General features: G+C 62.4%; 19 protein-coding genes. 10 read left to right on the top strand and 9 right to left on the bottom strand.

Annotation, left to right across the window (positions count from 1 at the left end; genetic code table 11):
- Window positions 1-4: 4 nt before the first annotated feature.
- Entirely contained in the window at window positions 5-2,491 is a 2,487-nt protein-coding gene (locus JYG36_RS24700; protein WP_213602613.1) for a circularly permuted type 2 ATP-grasp protein, read from the top strand.
- Window positions 2,491-3,396 carry a transglutaminase family protein gene (locus tag JYG36_RS24695; RefSeq protein WP_213602611.1) on the top strand — a complete coding sequence of 302 codons (906 nt, stop codon included), beginning with the start codon at window positions 2,491-2,493 and terminating at the stop codon, window positions 3,394-3,396. Before JYG36_RS24700 ends, JYG36_RS24695 begins: the two co-directional genes overlap by 1 nt.
- Window positions 3,397-3,424: 28 nt before the next feature.
- On the opposite strand, the gene JYG36_RS24690 is transcribed toward JYG36_RS24695, so the two are convergent.
- Window positions 3,425-4,012 carry a cytokinin riboside 5'-monophosphate phosphoribohydrolase gene (locus JYG36_RS24690; protein WP_045196888.1) on the bottom strand — a complete coding sequence of 196 codons (588 nt, stop codon included), beginning with the start codon at window positions 4,010-4,012 and terminating at the stop codon, window positions 3,425-3,427.
- Between the two features lie 355 nt (window positions 4,013-4,367).
- On the opposite strand from JYG36_RS24690, the gene azu reads away from it, so the two are divergent.
- Entirely contained in the window at window positions 4,368-4,814 is a 447-nt protein-coding gene (gene azu / locus JYG36_RS24685) for an azurin (RefSeq protein ID WP_213602609.1), read from the top strand.
- Window positions 4,815-4,876: 62 nt separating this feature from the next.
- Here the strand turns inward: azu and nadE are convergent, their stop codons facing one another.
- Together nadE and pncB are read right to left on the bottom strand one after the other, a co-directional pair.
- On the bottom strand, window positions 4,877-5,704 hold the full coding sequence (nadE, locus tag JYG36_RS24680) for an NAD(+) synthase (protein ID WP_045196892.1): 828 nt from the start codon (window positions 5,702-5,704) through the stop codon (window positions 4,877-4,879).
- Window positions 5,705-5,707: 3 nt separating this feature from the next.
- Complete coding sequence (gene pncB, locus JYG36_RS24675) at window positions 5,708-6,910, bottom strand: nicotinate phosphoribosyltransferase (protein ID WP_045196893.1); 1,203 nt, start codon at window positions 6,908-6,910, stop codon at window positions 5,708-5,710.
- A gap of 470 nt (window positions 6,911-7,380) precedes the next feature.
- Between pncB and JYG36_RS24670 the strand changes: the two genes are divergently transcribed.
- The 6 genes from JYG36_RS24670 to JYG36_RS24645 all read left to right on the top strand — a co-directional run bounded on the left by JYG36_RS24670 (window position 7,381) and on the right by JYG36_RS24645 (window position 13,907).
- A complete protein-coding gene (locus JYG36_RS24670) occupies window positions 7,381-8,517 on the top strand; it encodes a branched-chain amino acid ABC transporter substrate-binding protein (protein WP_045196895.1) in 1,137 nt (378 codons plus the stop codon).
- A gap of 160 nt (window positions 8,518-8,677) precedes the next feature.
- Window positions 8,678-9,592 (top strand): ABC transporter permease subunit, encoded by a 915-nt coding sequence (locus JYG36_RS24665; protein WP_010221625.1) that lies wholly within the window; start codon window positions 8,678-8,680, stop codon window positions 9,590-9,592.
- A gap of 2 nt (window positions 9,593-9,594) precedes the next feature.
- Entirely contained in the window at window positions 9,595-10,878 is a 1,284-nt protein-coding gene (livM, locus tag JYG36_RS24660; protein WP_045196897.1) for a high-affinity branched-chain amino acid ABC transporter permease LivM, read from the top strand.
- Window positions 10,875-11,750, top strand: a complete 876-nt coding sequence (locus tag JYG36_RS24655) for an ABC transporter ATP-binding protein (protein ID WP_038997426.1) — start codon at window positions 10,875-10,877, stop codon at window positions 11,748-11,750. The genes livM and JYG36_RS24655 overlap by 4 nt, the downstream gene beginning before the upstream one ends.
- Window positions 11,747-12,463, top strand: coding sequence for an ABC transporter ATP-binding protein (locus JYG36_RS24650; protein WP_038997425.1), 717 nt, complete (start codon window positions 11,747-11,749; stop codon window positions 12,461-12,463). The genes JYG36_RS24655 and JYG36_RS24650 overlap by 4 nt, the downstream gene beginning before the upstream one ends.
- Window positions 12,464-13,139: 676 nt before the next feature.
- A complete protein-coding gene (locus JYG36_RS24645) occupies window positions 13,140-13,907 on the top strand; it encodes an SDR family oxidoreductase (protein ID WP_093376681.1) in 768 nt (255 codons plus the stop codon).
- Between the two features lie 12 nt (window positions 13,908-13,919).
- Here JYG36_RS24645 and JYG36_RS24640 read toward each other — a convergent pair whose 3' ends face one another.
- The 3 genes from JYG36_RS24640 to JYG36_RS24630 all read right to left on the bottom strand — a co-directional run bounded on the left by JYG36_RS24640 (window position 13,920) and on the right by JYG36_RS24630 (window position 16,283).
- Entirely contained in the window at window positions 13,920-15,029 is a 1,110-nt protein-coding gene (locus tag JYG36_RS24640) for an AGE family epimerase/isomerase (protein ID WP_213602607.1), read from the bottom strand.
- A 133-nt stretch (window positions 15,030-15,162) separates the two neighbouring features.
- Window positions 15,163-15,792 carry a TetR family transcriptional regulator gene (locus tag JYG36_RS24635; RefSeq protein WP_195885564.1) on the bottom strand — a complete coding sequence of 210 codons (630 nt, stop codon included), beginning with the start codon at window positions 15,790-15,792 and terminating at the stop codon, window positions 15,163-15,165.
- Between the two features lie 134 nt (window positions 15,793-15,926).
- Window positions 15,927-16,283, bottom strand: a complete 357-nt coding sequence (locus JYG36_RS24630; protein WP_213602605.1) for a hypothetical protein — start codon at window positions 16,281-16,283, stop codon at window positions 15,927-15,929.
- A gap of 341 nt (window positions 16,284-16,624) precedes the next feature.
- Between JYG36_RS24630 and JYG36_RS24625 the strand changes: the two genes are divergently transcribed.
- Window positions 16,625-18,685: an AsmA family protein gene (locus tag JYG36_RS24625; RefSeq protein WP_213602603.1), complete on the top strand. Its 2,061-nt coding sequence runs from the start codon at window positions 16,625-16,627 to the stop codon at window positions 18,683-18,685.
- A 91-nt stretch (window positions 18,686-18,776) separates the two neighbouring features.
- Here JYG36_RS24625 and JYG36_RS24620 read toward each other — a convergent pair whose 3' ends face one another.
- From JYG36_RS24620 to osmE, 3 genes are all read right to left on the bottom strand, one after another.
- Window positions 18,777-19,706, bottom strand: a complete 930-nt coding sequence (locus JYG36_RS24620) for an IS110 family transposase (RefSeq protein ID WP_213601769.1) — start codon at window positions 19,704-19,706, stop codon at window positions 18,777-18,779.
- A 245-nt stretch (window positions 19,707-19,951) separates the two neighbouring features.
- Window positions 19,952-20,482, bottom strand: coding sequence for a ferritin-like domain-containing protein (locus tag JYG36_RS24615; protein ID WP_045196913.1), 531 nt, complete (start codon window positions 20,480-20,482; stop codon window positions 19,952-19,954).
- Window positions 20,483-20,572: 90 nt separating this feature from the next.
- Entirely contained in the window at window positions 20,573-20,926 is a 354-nt protein-coding gene (gene osmE / locus JYG36_RS24610) for an osmotically-inducible lipoprotein OsmE (protein WP_045196915.1), read from the bottom strand.
- Between the last annotated feature and the right edge of the window lie 48 nt (window positions 20,927-20,974).

Genomic DNA, 20,974 nt, shown 5'->3' with positions numbered 1-20,974 from the left:
TGCCATGCCTGACCTGTTGGATGCTTACCCGCTGAGTGCGGGGACTTATCACGAGATGCTCGAAAGCCAGGGTGCGGTGCGTGCGCACTGGCAGCCGTTGTGCGCCTACCTGCAGCGCAGCGGGCCGGCGCAACTGGCCCAGCGCCAGGCCTCGTTGACCCGCCAGTTGCGCGAGAACGGCGTCACCTACAACGTTTACGCCGACCCCAAGGGCGCCGACCGGCCCTGGGAGCTGGACCTGTTGCCGCACCTGCTGCCCGCCGCCGAATGGCAGCAACTGGCCGCCGGTGTCGAACAGCGCGCGCGCTTGCTCAATGCGGTACTGGCCGATATCTACGGGCCGCAGCAGTTGATCAGCGAAGGCCTGCTGCCCGCCGAGCTGGTCTATGGCCATAACAATTTCCTCTGGCCCTGCCAGGGTATAGCGCCACCTGAAGGCACCTACCTGCATGTCTACGCGGTGGACCTGGCCCGTGCCCCGGACGGGCGCTGGTGGGTGACGGCAGACCGCACCCAGGCGCCGTCGGGCGCAGGCTTCGCGCTGGAGAATCGCACCATCGTTTCGCGGGCGTTGCCCGAGCTATACCGCGACTTGCAGGTGCAACACCTGGCCGGTTTCTTCCGCACCCTGCAACAGACCCTGGCGCGCCTGGCACCCAGTGACCAGGAGGCGCCACTGGTGGTGCTGCTGACCCCAGGGCGCTTCAACGAGAGCTATTTCGAGCACCTGTACCTGGCGCGGCAGCTGGGTTATCCACTGGTCGAGGGCAGCGACCTGACCGTGCGCGATGCCACCGTATACCTCAAGACCCTGAGCGGCCTGCGTCGGGTGCACGCAATCATGCGGCGCCTGGACGATGATTTCTGCGACCCGCTGGAGCTGCGCACCGACTCGGCCCTGGGCGTGCCCGGCTTGCTCGATGCCGTGCGCCAGGGCCGGGTGCTGGTGGCCAATGCGCTGGGCAGCGGCGTGCTTGAGTCGCCGGGCCTGCTCGGTTTCTTGCCGGCGATCAACCAGCGCTTGTTTGCTGAAGAACTGAGCCTGCCGTCGATCGCCACCTGGTGGTGCGGTGAGCCACCGGTGATGGCGCGGGCACTGGAGCAGTTGCCGAAGCTATTGGTCAAGCCGGCGTTCCCGTCACAGAGTTTCAGCCCGGTGTTCGGCCGTGACCTCGACCCGGCCCAGCGCCAGGCCCTGGCCGAACGCATCCAGGCACGGCCCTACGCCTATGTCGCCCAGGAGTTGGCGCAGTTGTCCCAGGCGCCGGTGTGGCAGGCCGACAAGGGCCAGGTGCAGCCGCGGGCCATTGGCATGCGTGTGTACGCGGTGGCCTCGGCGGACGGTTATCGGGTGCTGCCCGGTGGCCTGACCCGGGTTGCTGCGCAAGCTGACGCCGAGGTGGTGTCGATGCAGCGCGGTGGCGCCAGCAAGGACACCTGGGTGCTCGGCGAAGCGGCGCCAGCGGGCGAGCAATGGCGGGCCCAGCGCACCATCGGCGTGGCCGAACTGATCCGCCAGGACCCTTACCTGCCGTCGCGGGTGGTGGAGAACCTGTTCTGGTTCGGGCGCTACTGCGAGCGCTGCGATGCCAGTGCGCGCCTGCTGCGGATCATCCTCACCCGCTACCTGGACGGCGACGATCCGCTGGCCCTGCAGGCGGCGGTGGAACTGGCCGATGAATTGTCGCTGCTGCCGGAGGAGGGCGAGTTGCCCGAGCGCCTGCGCGCGGCGCTGGACGATGGCGACTGGGCCTTCAGCCTGCGGGCCAATTTGCAGCGTCTGCACTGGGCGGCGTCGCAGGTGCGCGGCAAGCTCTCGCGGGAGAACTGGCAGGCGCTGGTCGAGCTGCAGCGGGAGGCGCAATGCCTGGAAGATGCCGAGGCGGACTTTGGCGAGCGGGTGGATTTTCTCAACCGCCTGGTGATGTCGCTGGCGGCGCTGTCGGGTTTTGCCCTCGACGACATGACCCGCGACGAAGGCTGGCGCTTCCTGATGATTGGCCGGCGTATCGAGCGATTGCAGTCACTGTGCAGCAGCCTGGCGGCGTTTCTGCGCGGGCCGGCGGTGTACGACCAGGCCGGGCTTGAATGGTTGCTGGAGCTGGGCAATAGCAGCATCACCTACCGCTCGCGCTACCTGGCGGTGGCGCAGTTGATCCCGGTGCTCGATCTGCTCCTGCTCGATGAACAGAACCCCCACGCCGTGCTGTTCCAGCTCAAACTGCTGGTGCGTGCCAACCAACGCTTGAGCGAGGAATTCGACAGCCCGCGCGACCCGGCTCTGGCGCTACTGGCCGAGCAATTGCGTCACTTCGACCTGCGCAGCCTGGAAGACCCGTTGTTCGGCAGCGCCAGTGTACAAGCGGTGCTGTCGGGGCTTGCCGACCTGCTGCAAGGGGTGGCCCTGGCCAGTGGCGAGATTTCCGAGCGCCTGGCCCTGCGCCATTTCGCTCACGTCGAGGATGTCAGCCAGCAGACGGTGTCGCTGTGATGAGTGCGCGCTACCAGATTATCCACGACACCCATTACCGCTACGACAGCCCGGTGTCCCTGGCCCAGCAGCTGGCGCACCTGTGGCCACGGCCTTGCGCCTGGCAACGCTGCACGGCCCAGGCCCTGCAGGTCAGCCCGCAGCCGACCCAGCGGCGCGATGAGTGGGACGTGTTCGGCAACCCGCTGACGCGCCTGGCGTTCGAGCGCCAGCATGAGCAGTTGCGGGTGGTGGCGCGCTTGCAGGTTGAAGTGCTCGAGCGGGCGGCGCCGGACTTTGCCGCCTCGCCGGCCTGGGAGCAGGTGCGCGAGGCCCTGACCTATGCCAGTCAGCCGATGGCAGCGGCGCTTCTGGAAGCCTGCCGTTATCGATTCGAGTCGCCTTATGTACGCCTCAAGCAGCGCTTCGTGGCCTTCAGCGAATCCTCTTTCGAGCCTGGCCGGGCATTGCTGGAAGGCGTGCAGGCGTTGATGGAGAAGATCTTCAGCGAGTTCACCTTCGATGCCGAGGCGACCCAGGTCGCCACGCCGTTGGTGGAGGTGCTGGAGCGCCGCCGCGGCGTGTGCCAGGACTTTGCCCACCTGATGCTCGCCTGCCTGCGCTCGCGCGGCCTGGCGGCGCGTTATGTCAGCGGCTACCTGCTGACCCGGCCGCCACCCGGCCAGCCACGGCTGATCGGCGCCGATGCCTCGCATGCGTGGATTTCAGTGTTTTGCCCGGGGCAGGGCTGGATCGATTTCGATCCCACCAACAACCTGCGCCCGGCGCTGGAACACATCACCCTGGCCTGGGGCCGGGATTTTTCCGATGTCTCGCCGCTGCGTGGGGTGATCCTCGGTGGCGGCAGCCATGACCCGCAGGTGCAGGTCACGGTGATGCCGCTGGATGAGGCCACAGCCTTGTAGGAGCGGGCTTGCCCCGCGATGAGGCGGGTCAATCAGGCTTCTTGTCGACCCACTTGGGCAGCACCGGGGCTTCAAAGTTGTCCATGGCCTCGAGCAGCTCGGCTGGCGAGTCGGCCAGTTGCAGCATGGCGCGGTGTTGCGGGCGCACGAAGCCTTCTTCCACCACATGGTCAAGGAAGCTGCCCAGCTTGCTGTAGAAGCCGTTGACGTCGAGCAGGCCCAGGGGCTTGGCGTGGTAACCCAACTGGCCCCAGGTCCAGACTTCGAACAGCTCTTCCAGGGTGCCCAGGCCACCGGGCAGGGCCACGAATGCGTCGCTCAGTTCGGCCATGCGTGCCTTGCGCGCGTGCATGCCGTCGACCACTTCCAGGCGGGTCAGGCCGGTGTGGCCGATCTCGGCGTTTTTCAGCGCTTCAGGGATGATGCCGATGACTTCGCCACCGGCGGCCATGGCCGCATCGGCAACGATACCCATCAGGCCCACGGCGCCACCGCCGTACACCAGGGTCAGGCCGCGCGCGGCGATGGCCTGGCCGAGGGCGATGGCCGCCTCGCGGTAGGCCGGGTTGACGCCGGTGCTGGCGCCACAGAACACACAAACGGAACGTACGGGCATTGCTTCTCTCCGGTTACAAGCGCACACAGAGTAAGGCGCTGGCCGCTTGCTTCCAAGCCCGCAGTCGTTACTCTGGCCGGGCGAATTCGCATGAGGCGCCCGCAGCGCCGCAGGCGTAGGCGGCCAGCAGGCCATTGAAGAAAGTACCAAAGGACATGATCGTTTACTCCTAAATGAGAGGTTGTCTCATCCTCCCTCAAAGGTGCATGATGGGCACTTAGATTTCCTGTATACAATCCATAGAACAAATTCACTGCCTGGCTCTTCGGCCAGTGCTTGACCCACATCATGGGCCGGCCTTGCGGTTTCAGGCAGTCTGCAAACTGATAAAAAACCCCTGCCATGGAGATTCACGATGTTTGCCAAAGTTGTCGCAGTATCCTTGCTGACCCTCGCCAGCACTCAGGTATTTGCCGCTGAGTGCAAGGTCACGGTCGATTCCACCGACCAGATGTCCTTCAACACCAAGGCCATCGAAATCGACAAGAGCTGCAAGACCTTCACTGTCGAACTGACCCACTCCGGTTCGTTGCCGAAGAACGTCATGGGCCACAACCTGGTCATCAGCAAAGAAGCTGACATGCAGCCGATCGCCACCGACGGCCTGGCTGCCGGCATCGACAAGAGCTACCTGAAAGAAGGCGACGAGCGCGTGATCGCCCACACCAAGATCATCGGCGCTGGCGAGAAGGATTCGCTGACCATCGACGTGTCCAAGCTGAAAGCTGACGAGAAGTACGGCTTCTTCTGCTCGTTCCCTGGCCACATCTCGATGATGAAAGGCACTGTTACCCTGAAGTAATTCGGGTACCTGATCGCGGGGCAAGCCCGCTCCCACAGGAGCGGGCTTGCCCCGCGATGCGTTCAAGGCGCGAACGGCATCTCGCGTTTGTGCTGGGTCTTGCGGTAGGTGGCGCTGATGATGTCGAACGCTTCCTGGCTCACCGCCTCGCCATGCAGGAACGCATCGATCTGCGCATAGGTGACGCCGTGGGACGCTTCGTCCGGCTTGCCTGGCGCCAGGTCCTCAAGGTCTGCAGTCGGCACCTTCTCCACCAGTGACTCCGGCGCGCCAAAGCTGCGCGCGATGGCCCGCACCTGGTTTTTCACCAGGCCACTGAGCGGTGCCAGGTCGCAGGAACCATCACCAAACTTGGTAAAGAAGCCCATCACCGCTTCGGCGGCATGGTCGGTGCCGATTACCAGGCCCTGGCGGGCGCCGGCGATGGTGTACTGGGCAACCATGCGCATGCGCGCCTTGGTGTTGCCGACGACGAAATCGACCATCGCCGGCGCGCCGTTTTCCAGGGCCTTGACCTCGGTCGCCAGGGCACGCACGGCCGGGGCGATGTCGACAGTGTGCACCTCGTCGGCCTTGATCACTTCCAGGCAGGCCTGGGCGTCGTGTTCGTCGTGCTGCACCTGGTACGGCAGGCGCACGGCAATGAAGCGGTACTGCTCATCAGCCGTCTCGCTGCGCAGTTCATTGATCGCCCGTTGCGCCATCAGCGCGGCGGTCAGCGAGTCAACACCACCACTGATACCCAGCACCAGGGTCTTGAGCCGTGCGTTGTGCAGGCAGGTCTTGATGAAGGCCACGCGCCGGGCCACTTCGGCTTCGAGCGCGGCGCTGTCGGCGAACGGCGGCTGGACCTTGAGCGCTTGCGCAATCTCTCGCTGGACGGCTTGCATGAATTACTCCTTGGACACTTTGAAGACGTGGCGCAGGTAGGCGACGAAGTTTTCGTCGCGGCATTGGGTCTTGGCCGCCTCATCGGAAATCTTGGCGACGGGCTGGCCGTTACAGTCGGTCATTTTAAGCACGATGCTCATCGGCGCCACCCCGGGCAGATCGCAGGTGAGGTTGGTGCCGATGCCGAAGCTGACATTGATGCGCCCGCGCAGGGCCCGGAAGATCTCCAGCGATTTGGTCAGGTTCAGGCCGTCGGAGAACACCAGGGTCTTGGTCATCGGGTCGATCCCCAGCTTGCGATAGTGGCTGATGGCCTTTTCCGCCCACTGCACCGGATCGCCCGAGTCATGGCGCAGGCCGTCGAACAGCTTGGCGAAGTACAGGTCGAAATCGGTCAGGAAAGCATCCATGGTGATGCAATCGGTCAGGGCGATGCCCAGCAGCCCGCGGTACTCGCGCACCCAACAATCGAGCGCGGCAATCTGGCTGTCGATCAGCCGCGGCCCCAGTTGCTGGTGGGCCATGATCCACTCGTGGGCCATGGTCCCCAGTGGCTTGATATCCAGTTTCCGTGCCAGGTGCACGTTGCTGGTGCCGACGAAACGCGCGGGGAAATCTTCCTTGAGCACCCGTACCACTTCTTCCTGAACCTTGTAGGAGAAGCGTCGGCGGGTGCCGAAGTCGGCGACCTGCAATTCGGCCAGCTCCTCACTGCTGGCATTGGCCTTGAGCCAGTCGAACTTACGGTACAGCTGGTCGCGGGCGTCGCTGAGTTTGGCCTGGGGGTGGCGATGGCGGTTGCGCACCTCACTGATGATCGCAAGCAAAGGTACTTCAAACAGGATCACGTGCAGCCAGGGGCCGCGCAGGCGCAAGTACAGCTGGTCGTTCTCGACCCCCAGTTGCAGGTAGCGCAGGTTGAAGCGGAACAGGCCGAGAAAGCGCAGGAAGTCCGGCTTCATGAAGCTGATCTGCTCGAGGAAGCCCAACTGGCCATTACCCAGGCTCAGTTCGCACAACTGCTCGATCTGCTCGCGGATCTGCGCCAGATAAGGGCGCAGGTCTTCACCATTGCGGCAGCGGAACTCCCATTCCACGTCGACGTTGGGGTAGTTGTGCAGCACGGCCTGCATCATGGTCAGCTTGTAGAAATCGGTGTCGAGCAGGTTCTGCACGATGCGATCGGCAAATGCACTCTCGCTCATAGGGGGCTCCAAAGGGGGCGCGCGCCATCACCGCCAGCGACGGCGCACAGACCTGCGCATTGTGCCAGCCTTTGCCGCCACGCGGGCAGGCCGAGGCCGGGGTAATTCGGTAGCAGGCTACAGGTAGCGGCGCTTTTGTCGGGCAGCGGCTAGCCTGTAATGGTGCCCGCTGTAGCAGTCGCGCACCAAGGATGTGCAGTTCGGTTACGCATCCTGTTACAGGCTGGTTGCACGTAACCACAACCCAGGGTTGCAATGATGGCACTTCGCGGTTGCTCTTTTTTCTCGTGTCCGGTGGTGCTTGTCGTGAGGCAGACGGTTGCACGACCAGTAAAAAAAGGCCGTGAATCCTGGCTGCGCAACTTGTTCACGAGTTTTTCCAGAATAAAAAACCAATGGCACGGCCCTTGCTCAGAGCAATTGCTGAAAGTTGTAGTGCCAACCAAAAAAAACTCCAGGAGCACCACCTCATGTCGCAGACGTTTTACAAGAAAGGCTTTCTGGCCCTCGCCGTAGCTACGGCGCTGGGCGTTTCTTCGTATGTTCAGGCCGACATCAAGATCGGCGTAGCAGGCCCGATGACCGGTGCCAACGCAGCGTTTGGCGAGCAGTACATGAAAGGTGCACAGGCAGCGGCTGACAAGGTCAATGCCGCGGGCGGCGTCAACGGCGAGAAGATCGTGCTGGTCAAGGGCGACGATGCCTGCGAGCCGAAGCAGGCCGTGGCGGTGGCCAACCGCCTGGTCGACCAGGACAAGGTGATCGGTGTGGTCGGGCACTTCTGCTCGTCCAACACCATTCCGGCGTCTGAGGTGTATGACGAAGCCGGTGTCATCGCCATCACCCCGGGCTCGACCAACCCGGCGGTTACCGAACGCGGCCTGACTGGCATGTTTCGCATGTGCGGACGTGACGACCAGCAGGGCATCGTCGCCGGCGACTACATCGTCGACGTGCTCAAGGGCAAGAAGGTTGTCGTCCTGCATGACAAGGACACCTACGGCCAGGGCCTGGCCGATGCGACCAAGGCTCAACTGGTCAAACGCGGCGTGACACCGGTGCTGTACGAAGGCCTGACCCGTGGCGAGAAAGACTTCAGCGCCGTGGTCACCAAGATTCGTGGTGCCGGTGCCGACGTCGTCTACTTCGGTGGCCTGCACCCGGAAGCCGGTCCACTGGTGCGACAACTGCGTGAAGCGGGCCTGAAAGACGTCAAGTTCATGTCCGACGACGGCATCGTAACCGACGAACTGGTGGCCACTGCCGGTGGCGCGCAATACGTCGATGGCGTGTACATGACCTTCGGCGCCGACCCGCGCCTGCTGCCAGACAGCAAGGCGGTGGTCGAGGAGTTCCGCAAAGGCGGCACCGAGCCAGAAGGCTACACCCTGTATGCCTACGCTTCGGTCCAGGCCCTGGCTGCAGCCTTCAACGGCGCCAAGTCGAACAAGGGCGAAGACGCTGCCAAGTGGCTCAAGGCCAACCCGGTGCAAACCGTGATGGGCGAGAAAAAGTGGGACAGCAAGGGCGACCTGACGGTCTCTGACTATGTGGTCTACCAGTGGGACAAGGACGGCAAGTACCACCAACTGGAAAAACAAAAATAACAACGGTAGGCGACCCGGGCCTGAGCCCGGGTCGCTACCCGGTTTTGCGCCGTACCTGTCTTTTCTCGTAGATCTGCACAACCCTGCGCTGCGAGGGCCGCTTCATCCGGGGCTCACCGTAGTCGGCGCTTGTGCAATCTCAAATACGTGAGATTGCGTTATGGATGGTATTTTCCTGCAGCAACTGGTCAACGGGCTGACCCTCGGGTCCGTCTATGGCCTGATCGCCATCGGCTACACAATGGTCTATGGCATTATCGGCATGATCAACTTCGCGCACGGCGAGGTGTATATGATTTCCGCGTACCTGGCGGCAATCAGCCTGGCATTGCTGGCGTATTTCGGTATCGAATCCTTCCCCTTGCTGATGCTCGGGACGCTGATCTTCACGGTGGTGGTCACCGGAGTCTACGGCTGGACCATCGAACGCATCGCCTACAAACCCCTGCGCAACTCCACCCGCCTGGCGCCGCTGATCAGTGCCATCGGCATCTCGCTGATCCTGCAGAACTACGCGCAGATCAGCCAGGGCGCACGCCAGCAAGGCGTACCGACCCTGCTTGAAGGCGCCTGGCGCGTCGAAGTGGGCACCGGTTTCGTGCAACTGACCTACACCAAGATCTTCATCCTGGTGGCGGCCTTCGTCGGCATGGCGGCGCTTACCTACATCATCAAGTTCACCAAGCTCGGGCGCATGTGCCGGGCCACCCAGCAGGATCGCAAGATGGCTTCGATCCTCGGTATCAACACCGACCGGGTGATCTCCTATGTGTTTGTCATCGGTGCTGTCATGGCGGCCCTGGCCGGCGTGCTGATCACCATGAACTACGGCACCTTCGACTTCTATGCGGGCTTTATCATCGGCATCAAGGCCTTCACCGCCGCGGTGCTCGGTGGCATTGGCTCGCTGCCGGGCGCCATGCTCGGCGGGATCATCCTCGGGATTTCCGAGTCGCTGTTCTCCGGGCTGATCAACTCCGACTACAAAGACGTGTTCAGTTTCTCGCTACTGGTGCTGATCCTGATCTTCCGTCCCCAAGGCCTGCTGGGTCGCCCACTCGTGGCGAAGGTGTAAGTATGTCTGCTGCCAAAACAACTACATTCGATATCAAGCGCAGCCTGATCGATACGGTCCTCGCCGGGCTGATTTCCCTGATCGTTTTCGGGCCCATCGTCGGCGTGGTGCTCGACGGCTACAGCTTCAACCTTGAACCGACCCGTGTCGCCTGGCTGGTGGCCGGGGTGATGGTCGGGCGGTTTTTCCTCAGCCTGTTCCTGCAGACGCCCAAGGGCCAGTCGATTCTCCAGGGCTTCGAGGGCAGTGGTTCCGGCGTGCACGTGCTGGCGCCGGACTACAAGTCGCGGCTGCGCTGGATCATTCCGGCACTGATCGTGATTGCCATCGTCTTCCCGTTCTTCGCCAACAAGTACCTGCTGACCGTGGTCATCCTCGGCCTGATCTACGTACTGCTGGGTCTGGGCCTGAACATCGTGGTAGGTCTTGCCGGCCTGCTCGACCTGGGTTACGTGGCCTTCTACGCCATCGGCGCCTACGGCCTGGCCCTGGGTTACCAGTACCTGGGCCTGGGCTTCTGGACGGTGTTGCCCCTGGCGGCAATCGCTGCGGCGCTGGCCGGGTGCATATTGGGCTTTCCGGTGCTGAGGATGCATGGCGACTACCTGGCCATCGTTACCCTCGGCTTTGGTGAGATCATCCGTCTGGTGCTCAACAACTGGCTGTCGTTCACCGGCGGTCCCAACGGCATGCCGGTGCCGTCGCCAACCTTCATGGGCCTGGAGTTCGGCCGTCGGGCCAAGGACGGCGGGGTGCCGTTCCACGAGTTCTTCGGCATTGCCTACAACCCCAACGTGAAATTCCTGTTCATCTACATCGTGCTGTTCCTGGTGGTGCTGGCGGTGCTGTACATCAAGCACCGGTTGACCCGCATGCCGGTCGGCCGCGCCTGGGAAGCGCTGCGCGAAGACGAGATCGCCTGCCGGTCCATGGGCCTGAACCATGTGCTGGTGAAGCTCTCGGCCTTCACCCTCGGCGCCTCTACCGCCGGCCTTGCCGGGGTGTTCTTTGCCAGCTACCAGGGCTTCGTCAACCCGTCGTCGTTCACCTTCTTCGAGTCGGCGCTGATCCTTGCCATCGTCGTGCTCGGCGGCATGGGCTCGACCGTCGGCGTGGTGATTGCTGCGTTCGTGCTGACCGTGGCGCCGGAGCTATTGCGCAGCTTCTCCGAGTACCGGGTGCTGCTGTTCGGCGTGCTGATGGTGTTGATGATGATCTGGAGACCGCGCGGCCTGATTCGTATCAGCCGTACCGGTGTAGTCCCGCGTAAAGGAGTGGCGCCATGAGCGATGACGTGATTCTCTCGGTTGAAAACCTGATGATGCAGTTTGGCGGCATCAAGGCGCTCAGCGATGTCAGCCTCAAGGTCAGACGCAACCAGATCTTCGCCCTGATCGGCCCCAACGGTGCCGGCAAGACCACGGTGTTCAACTGCCTGACCGGCTTCTACAAGGCCAGTGGCGGCAAGATCGAACTGAACCTGCGCGGCACCCGCACCAATGTCATCCAGCTGTTGGGCGAACGCTTTCAGCTGGGCGATTTCGTCTCGCCCAAGCGCTTCATCAACCGCCTGCACTACAAGATGTTTGGCGGTACTCACCTGGTCAACCGCGCAGGGCTGGCGCGGACCTTCCAGAACATTCGCCTGTTCCGGGAAATGTCGGTGGTCGAGAACCTGCTGGTGGCCCAGCACATGTGGGTCAACCGCAACCTGCTGGCCGGCGTGCTCAACACCAAGGGCTACCGCAAGGCCGAAAGCGATGCCCTCGACCATGCCTTCTACTGGCTGGAAGTGGTCGACCTGGTCGACTGCGCCAACCGCCTGGCCGGTGAGCTGTCGTACGGCCAGCAACGGCGCCTGGAGATTGCCCGGGCCATGTGCACGCGGCCGCAGATCATCTGCCTCGACGAACCGGCTGCCGGCCTCAACCCGCAGGAAACCGAAGCGCTGAGCAAAATGATCCGCGTGCTGCGCGACGAACATGACCTGACCGTGGTGCTGATCGAGCACGACATGGGCATGGTCATGAGCATCTCCGACCATATCGTGGTGCTTGACCACGGCAACGTGATCGCCGAAGGCGCGCCACAGGACATCCGTCACAACCCGACGGTGATTGCTGCCTACCTGGGCGCCGATGAAGAGGAACTGGTATGAGTACACCGATCCTCGAACTGAAAGAGATCGACGTGTTCTACGGGCCGATCCAGGCCCTGAAGAAAGTCTCGCTGCACATCGATGAAGGCGAAACGGTGAGCCTGATCGGCTCCAACGGCGCCGGCAAGTCGACCCTGCTTATGTCGATCTTCGGCCAGCCGCGGGCGGCAGCCGGGCAGATCATCTACCGTGGCACCGACATTACTCACAAATCGTCGCACTACATCGCTTCCAACGGCATTGCCCAGTCGCCGGAAGGTCGCCGGGTGTTCCCCGACATGTCGGTGGAAGAGAACCTGATGATGGGCACCATCCCGATCGGCGACAAGTTCGCCAGCGAGGACATGCAGCGCATGTTCGAACTGTTCCCGCGGCTCAAGGAGCGGCGCAACCAGCGCGCCATGACCATGTCCGGCGGCGAGCAGCAGATGCTCGCCATCGCCCGGGCTTTGATGAGCCGGCCCAAATTGCTGCTGCTCGATGAGCCGTCGCTGGGCCTGGCGCCGATCGTGGTCAAGCAGATCTTCGCCACCTTGCGCGAGCTGGCGCAGACCGGCATGACCATCTTCCTGGTGGAGCAGAACGCCAACCATGCGCTGAAGCTCTCGGACCGCGCCTATGTAATGGTCAACGGTCATATCCGCATGACCGGTACTGGCCAGGAGCTGTTGGTCAACGAGGAGGTGCGCAACGCTTACTTGGGCGGGCACTGATCGTTGGTGAAAAAAAGCGCCCCGGCTGACGGGGCGTTTTTTTGTCCACAGTTTTGTGGAAAACATTGTCCAGACATTCTTTTGGGCGCGACAGAACGTCGCTTCAGCGGGCGTTTTCATAGAGGTTTGAGTTGTCCACCATTGGTGTGGAACCGACTGTGGGTAACTTGGGTGCAGCTTGCTGAAGCCCTTTGTTTACAAGGCTTACAGGGTTGTGGTTGTTTTTTGATCAGGTTTTTTCGCGGCTTTCGCATCGGGGTTTGTCAAGTGTTTTGTCCTTAGCGCAAATGGCGATTAAAGCGCGCTTCCGGCCTGTGGATAACTCTGTGGGCAAGCCTTGGAAAGATCGGCGAAGACAGCGTCGTTACAGGCCTGGAGCCATCATGGAAATCCACGCCTTCGACGCCTGTTGCCGGCCTTAGGTCAAGGCCTGCGCCAGAGGTCAAGGGAAATACTTGCGCAAGCCCCGGATTACGCGGCTTGCAGGGTTTTCGAGTTGCCCCCGGATTTTGTGGAAGGGCTTGTGGATAACATGCGTAAAGCTTGCCGCAGGCCTTCTATACCGGGGCTTTCACAGCTTTGATCGTTTTTTGTACAGTGATGCGAATTGCTTGCTGCCGAACGCGGCCGCGGGCATGCTGCAACCCCTGTGATCAGCCTCATCAAGGAGACCCGCATGACCTCTACCGTATTCATCACTGGCGCAACTTCCGGCTTCGGCGAAGCCTGCGCCCGTCGTTTTGCGCAAGCCGGTTGGTCGCTGGTGCTGACCGGTCGCCGTCAGGAGCGCCTGGAAGCGCTGTGTGCCGAGCTGTCGCAACAAACCGAAGTGCACGGCCTGGTACTCGACGTGCGTGACCGCAAGGCCATGGAAGAAGCCATCAACAACCTGCCACCGTCGTTCGCCAAGCTGCGCGGGCTGATCAACAATGCAGGCCTGGCCCTGGGCGCCGACCCGGCGCCCAAGTGCGATCTGGACGACTGGGAAACCATGGTCGACACCAACATCAAGGGCCTGATGTACAGCACCCGCCTGCTGCTGCCGCGGCTGATCGCCCACGGCCGTGGCGCGACCATCCTCAACGTCGGCTCGGTAGCCGGCAACTACCCCTATCCGGGTAGCCATGTGTATGGCGGCACCAAGGCGTTCGTCGGGCAGTTCTCGCTGAGCCTGCGCTGCGACCTGCAGGGCACTGGCGTGCGGGTCAGCAACATCGAGCCGGGCCTGTGCGAGAGCGAGTTCTCGCTGGTGCGTTTCGCTGGCGACCAGGCGCGTTACGATGCCACCTATGCCGGCGCTGAGGCGATCCAGCCGCAGGATATCGCCGAGACCATCTTCTGGATCATGAACCAGCCGGCGCACATCAACATCAACAGCCTTGAGCTGATGCCGGTGAGCCAGGCGTGGGCAGGGTTCTCGATCGATCGTTCAGGCAAGGCTTGACCCGCGACAGCGTCAAACCTGACGCTGCAGCCCTTCCAGGCAAGTCGCCAGGTGGTAAGGCGTAGTCGACGGCATATCGGCGCGGCTGACCTTGCCACTGGCATCGCGGCACTCATGCCAGCCACCGTCATGCAGGAAGTTCTGCTGCAGCGCCTTGAGCTGGGCCAGCACCGTGGCGGCGCTGGCCGGGCGCAAGGTCAGGGCGCGCAGGTATTCGGCCTGGGCCCAGATGCGCTGGGTGGCGTCGCGCACCTGGCCCTCGGCGCTGAGCATGGCCAGCACGGCGCTGTCCTTCACACCGCACTGTTCGGCATAGGCAAATGCGCGGCTGAGCGAGGCATGCAGCTCGCTACCGCGTAGCAGCGGTGAAGACTCCAGCAAGTAGAACCATTCGAACTGGTGACCGGGTTCGAACCAGTTATCCACAGCCCCGCGTGGTTTCTCCAGCATCACCCCGTGTACGGGGTCGATGAAGTGTGTCTGCATCGCCGCAGCCAGGCTTTGCAGGGCTTGTTCGACAGCCTTGTCGTCACGCACCGAGAGGGTGGCGAGGAAGGCTTCGGCCAGATGCATCAGCGGGTTCTGCAGCGGACCGCTGGCCAGGTCCGACCAGTCTTCGCCAAGGCTCGCCTCGTACAGGCCGTCATCACGGGCGAACTGCTCGGTTACCACTTCCAGCGCGGCATTGAGGGCCGATTCGACCAGTGGCTCATGCACCTTGCCCCAGTAATGCGCGCAGGCAAAGACGATGAAGGCATGGGTGTAGAGGTCTTTGCGCCGGTCCAGCGGCTTGCCCTGGGCGTCGATGCTGTAGAACCAGCCGCCGTGCTCGGCATCATGGAAATGCCGCTGCAACGAGCGAAACAGCGCGGCGGCGCGCTCGCTGGCGCCGGGTTGCTCGATGCGGCTGCTGAACAGGTACAGCTGGCGCGCGCAGGCCATGGCCCGGTAGCGTTGCACCGGCATGGGTTGCTGCTGCGGGTCGAGGGCTTCGAAGGGCAGGGCCATCTCTGCATTCCAGCCCGGGCCTTGCCACAGCGGCACGATGCGCTGGTCAAAGTGCGCCTGGACCTCGGCGAGCAGGGCGGGCAGTTCAGGCTGGGCAGTACGAAGGTCGGGCATGGAAAATTTCGTCGCGGTCGGTGCGTTTGCGCGCAATGGTAGCAGGAAAAGGCGCTGACTTTGCCGGCCTCATCGCGGGCTAGGAGCGGGCTTGCCCCGCGATGAGGCCAGTACAGCCAGCACAGCAGACTGCCTACAGCGCACTGAGCCCCTGCCAGTGCTTGGCACCGACAAAGATGAAGCGCAGCTGCTGGGTGATCTTCTCCTGGGCGCTGATCGGTTCACCGGCGTTGTCGCTTGGCTCGTCGATCAGCTCCGGCAGGGTGGCGAACACGGTTTTCACCACCAGGTCAGCCATCACCGCCAGGGCCGCGGCGTCCAGATGCTGCCAGCGCGGCATGCGCGCAAGGTCGGTGGCCAGGTCCGAGCTGATGCCCTGGCGCAGGGTACCGATGGCTTGGCGCACCGGTTGCGAACCGCCATATTGCTCGCGGGCGAGAAACAGGAACTGGGCACGGTTGGCCGCCACCACATCGAGAAAGATCCGCACCGAGGCGTCGGTGATGCCGCCCAGCTCGAATTCGTTCTGGCGCACCAGGCGGATGGTCTGGCGGAAGGTTTCGCCCACTTCATTGACCAGGGCCAGGCCCAGTTGGTCCATGTCGGTAAAGTGCCGGTAAAAACCGGTAGGGACGATGCCTGCGGTTTTTGCCACTTCGCGCAGGCTGATGCTGCCGAAGCCTCGACCGCTCTCCATCAGGTTGCGGGCGGCATCCAGCAGGGCGTGGCGGGTCTGTTGCTTTTGTTCGGCGCGCGGCAGCATGGCAAGTATCGGCAGGCAGTGAAACAGCCCTGCACTCTAATAGCCTGGCGCCAGAAAAACAAAGCCCGGTCAATGGACCGGGCTGGGAGGGGAGCTGCTACAGCGCTGGTGTGTCTTGTTGTCTGGCATAGGCTTCAGCTCGCGCGTTGGTTTTCGATCAGGCGATCAGAGCCACCTTCTGCGACCTCGAAGCGTGCTTTCAGACGGTCAGAACCACCTTCGGCTACTTTGTAATACTGTTTCAGGCGATCAGCACCACCCTCGGCGACTTTGACCCGGTCGTTCAGGCGATCAGCACCGCCTTCGGCAACGCGGTTGTTACGGTCGATCAGGCGATCGGAACCACCTTCGGCCAGCGGGTTCAGCGGTTGCGAAATGACCGTCGAGCTCGAACGCGCTTCGGCGGTCAGCGCCTGGTCAGCGGCAGGTACGGCAAAGGCGTTGGCGGCCAGGATGGACAGGGACAGGCTCAGCAGTAATTGGCGTTTCATGATTCGGTGCTCCTCGGCGGGGCTGGAAAGTGGGTACGGAGCCAATGCTACGCCGGGAAACGCCAGATAAAAGTTCATAAAGATAATGGTAACAATCAACGCAATTGATGCTTCGCGCCAGCCGCTCTAGAACGTGGTTTGTGGCGCCATGAGCAACTGCGGCGGAGCCGTTACCGAGGTCGGCGAACACGCTAACAATCGACAAAAGTTGAGAAAAAGGTCAGAAAAAACCTGGTTATCATGGCCAATCGATTAAACCCCTCGGCGTTTCATCAGTCCGAACAGATAAGTGCCCTCAACGCGCCCGCTTTTTGCCATGCAGTCATCAGGAGAATCGTGCAATGACGCGCCCCGCCAAAATCATCACCTGGACCCTCGCCAGCCTGCTGCTGGTGCTGGCGGTGCTGGTGGTCGTCATCGCCACCTTCGACTGGAACCGGGTCAAGCCCACCCTTAATGCCAAGGTGTCCGAAGCGCTGCACCGGCCCTTCGCCATCAACGGTAACCTGGCGGTGCGCTGGCAGCGCGAGCCGGAGCAGGGTGGTTGGCGCGCCTGGCTGCCATGGCCGCACTTCATCGCCGAAGACCTGACCCTGGGCAACCCCGACTGGCTCAAAGAGCCGCAGATGGTCGGCCTCAAGCGCGTCGAGTTCCGCCTGGCGCCGCTGCCGCTGCTGCTGCAGCAGATCGTCATTGCGCGCATCGACCTCAACCAGCCGACCGCCAGCCTCAAGCGCCTGGCCGATGGTCGCGCCAACTGGACCTTCGACTTTGGCCCCAAGGATGAGCAGGCAGAGCCGTCGAAGTGGGTGCTGGACATCGGCGCCATCGGCTTTGACAAGGGCCAGGTCAGCCTCGATGACCAGACCCTGAAGACCCGGCTGGACGTGCTCATCGACCCGCTGGGCAAGCCGATCCCTTTCAGCGATATCGTCGGCAAGGCTTCGGCACAAAAGGCCGGTGCCGCCCAGGACTACGCCTTCGGCCTCAAACTCAAGGGTCGTTACAAAGGCCAGGCATTGGCCGGTACCGGCAAGATCGGCGGTTTGCTGGCCTTGCAGGACGCCTCGCAACCGTTCCCGCTGCAGGCCGACATGGCCATTGGCGGTACCCGCATCGCCGTGGCCGGCACCCTCACCGAACCACGCAACCTCGGTGCCCTCGACCTGCGCCTGCGCCTGTCGGGCGCAAGCCTCGCTAACCTGTATCCGCTGACTGGCGTGACCCTGCCCGATTCGCCGCCCTACGCCACCGACGGTCATCTGACCGCCAAGCTGCATGAACCCGGTGGCGCGGTGTTTCGCTATGAAGGCTTCAACGGCAAGATCGGCGACAGCGATATCCATGGCGACCTGGCATTCGTTGCCAGCCAGCCACGACCGAAGCTGAGCGGCAAGCTGGTTTCCAACCAGTTGCTGTTCAAAGACCTGGCACCGCTGATCGGCGCCGACTCCAATGCCCAGCAGAAAGCCCGCGGCGGTGCCAGCAAGCAACCGGCAGGCAAGGTCTTGCCGGTCGAGGAGTTTCGTACCGAACGCTGGCGGACCATGGACGCCGACGTGACCTTCAGCGGCAAGCGCATCGTGCACAGTGCCGAGCTGCCGTTCACTGACCTGTCCAGCCACTCGGTCCTCGATGACGGTGTGCTGCGCCTGGAGCCACTGCGCTTTGGCATCGCCGGCGGCAAACTCGACGCCCAGGTACGCCTCGATGGCCGTAGCGTGCCGTTGCAGGGCAGGGCGCAATTGAGTGCGCGCAACTTCAAGCTCAAGCAACTGTTCCCGACCTTCGAGCCGATGAAGACCAGCTTCGGCGAGCTCAATGGCGACGCCGACATCAGTGGGCGCGGCAACTCGGTCGCAGCCTTGCTGGCCACCGCCAATGGCGACCTGAAGATGCTCATCAATGACGGTGCGATCAGTCGTGGCTTGATGGAAATCGCCGGGCTCAACGTCGGCAACTACGTGGTCGGCAAGCTGTTTGGCGACAAGGAAGTGAAGATCAACTGCGCGGCAGCCGATTTCGGTATAAAGGACGGTTTGGCCACGACCCGGGTGTTCGTCTTCGATACCGAGAACGCGATCATCTACATCGATGGCACGGCCAACTTTGCCAGCGAGCAACTGGACCTGAAGATCAACCCCGAATCCAAGGGCGTGCGCCTGTTCTCGTTGCGCTCGCCGCTGTATGTGCGCGGGCCGTTTGCCAAGCCGAGTGCCGGCGTGCAGGCGCTGCCGCTGGCGCTGCGGGGTGCGGGGATGGTGGCGTTGGGCGTGGTTGCCGGGCCGGCAGCGGGGTTGCTGGCGTTGATTGCGCCGAGTGGTGATGTGCCCAACCAGTGCACGCCATTGCTGGAGCAGATGAAGGCTGGCAAGGCGCCGCGGGCGGTGAAGGCGGGTTGAGGGGAAGCAATCGCGGGTCAAGTCGAGTCGTCGCACCGCCGCTCCCACAGGTCTGGTGCACTCAGTTCCATTGTGGGAGCAACTGTCTTGATCAGGCTGTTTGCACTCGCCAAGGGGTATTGTCCCGCAGCATTGCATTAAGCCTGACTATCAGCACCCGCATACAGGCTACGAGGGCTACCTTGGCACACTTGCCACGCTCCCGAAGTGCTTCGTAGCGTGCTTTAAATTCCGTATTGTGGCGGATGATGATCCAGCTCGACATGTACAGGACTCGCCTTACATGCGCCCGGCCACCCCATATCTGGCGGTGCCCTTGATGGCTACCGCTATCGTTGTTGTAAGGCGCTACGCCCACTAGCGCGGCGATCTGACGGCGGTCCAATTGCCCCAGCTCTGGCAGTGAGGCGAGCAGATTTGCGGCGGTTACCCGACCAATTCCGCTCACCGCCAACAACTGACGCGCCCTGGTGTCGTCCAGTTGCACCATCGCCTGGTCAATTTCTTCGTCGAGGCGTTTGATCAGCACTTTCAGCTGCTCGATGTGCTCATCAAAGTGGGCCATCACCATTGCCGAACGGCATTGCAGGCGACGCCGTTTGTAGTCATCACGGCTCTGCACAAATTGGGCGCGCTGCTTCACCAACTCGCGCAGTTCTTCGCGTTCCGGGCTGATCGGTTGGCCTTGAGGAGCGCTGAGGTGTGCTGCGAAGTCCGCAAGGACCTCGGCGTCGATCTTGTCGGTTTTGGCTTTTTTACCCATCGCCTCGGCGAATTTCCGCGCACGGGCTGGGTTGATGCAGATGGTTTCGAAACCCGCCGAGCGCAATGCAATCAGCACTTCTTTCTCGTAGCCGCCGGTCGCTTCAATCAACACTCTGCTGATCTTGAAGTCCTTCAGTCGCCCGATCAGCACATCAAAGCCCGGGCGCTCATTGATTACTTCGAAGCGGATTTTCTGAGGTTTGATGCAGATTTCCAACGTGGCTTTGGCAGTGTCGATTCCAACAGAAGACAACATGGCTGAACCCTCTTACACTCAGTTGTGAGAGCGCTCTGGCTTGGCCCACGCTTGTGATTCGAGAGGCGCTCAATCAACTGTTCGGGCTCGGGCCAGAGTGGAGAGGTGAATGGCAGCTTTGCTCCCACACGTGCTTTAAGCACTACCGGCGTACAGCTTGCCATTCACCGCTCTCACTTCTGATTCTATTCCAACCTCAAGACACAAGCGGCGGTGCGGCGGCCCGACTTGACCCGCGATAAGGTCTACAGACCTTGCAGTAAATCCGCCATGTCGTCGGCGTGCTCTTCTTCCTGGGCCAGGATATCTTCGAAGATGCGCCGGGTGGTCGGGTCGCTTTCGCCGATGTACTGGATGATCTCGCGGTAGCTATCGATGGCGATCCGCTCGGCGATCAGGTCTTCCAGGACCATTTCCTTGAGGTTGTTGCCAGCGACGTACTGGGCATGGGAGTTCTTGCTCAGGTTGTCGGGGTTCAGGTCCGGCTCGCCGCCCAGCTGGACAATGCGCTCGGCCAGCTTGTCGGCATGCTGCAGCTCCTGGGTGGCATGTTCGAGGAATTCGTCGGCGGCGACACTGGCCTTGATCCCGCTGGCCATGTAGTAGTGGCGCTTGTAGCGCAGGGCGCAGACCCACTCGGTGGCCAGCGACTCGTTGAGCAGGCGCAGGATTTTCTCCCGGTCGGCGCTGTAACCCTCGGTCACCGCGCCCTGCTCGACATGCTGGCGGGCGCGTTCGCGCAAGGTTTTAACATCGGTCAGTTCAACGTTGCTCATCATCATCTCCAGGCTGAAAACGGATCGATCTTCACGCTCTGTCGGCGCGCTGGTTACTTAAGCTGTGAGTCCCCGGCACGCGGAAAAGTTTTATAGCTTGGCCTTGGCCTTGTCGACGGCATCGTCGTCGACCTGGCGTTGTTCGCAGGTCTTGAAGCCCTTGGCGTCGACATGGCCGGTGGCGTCGAAGCGCACGTAGTAGGCCTGCTGCTTGCCGTCACGGTTGAGGATGTAGTTGTTGCAGGTACCGCCATGGGGCAGGTCGATCACCGTCGAGGGGCTGCCGCCAATGGCAATCACCCGCTGCATGGTCATGCCGTTCTCGACCTGCTTGACCAGCGGTTCCTCGTGGTAGGTGACGTAGTCCACCGGGTTCTCCGGCCGGCTGCCACAGGCGGCCAGGGTGGCGGTGGTCAGCAGAATGGCCAGGGTATGCTTGTACATGGTTGAGCTCCTTGCTGAGGGTCTATTGGCTTGGAACCCCAGCGAGCG

The sequence above is a fragment of the Pseudomonas sp. SORT22 genome (assembly GCF_018417635.1).
Lineage (GTDB): Bacteria > Pseudomonadota > Gammaproteobacteria > Pseudomonadales > Pseudomonadaceae > Aquipseudomonas.
The sequence above is the reverse complement of the archived record's forward strand: the minus strand, read 5'-3'. Positions and strand labels throughout refer to the sequence as shown.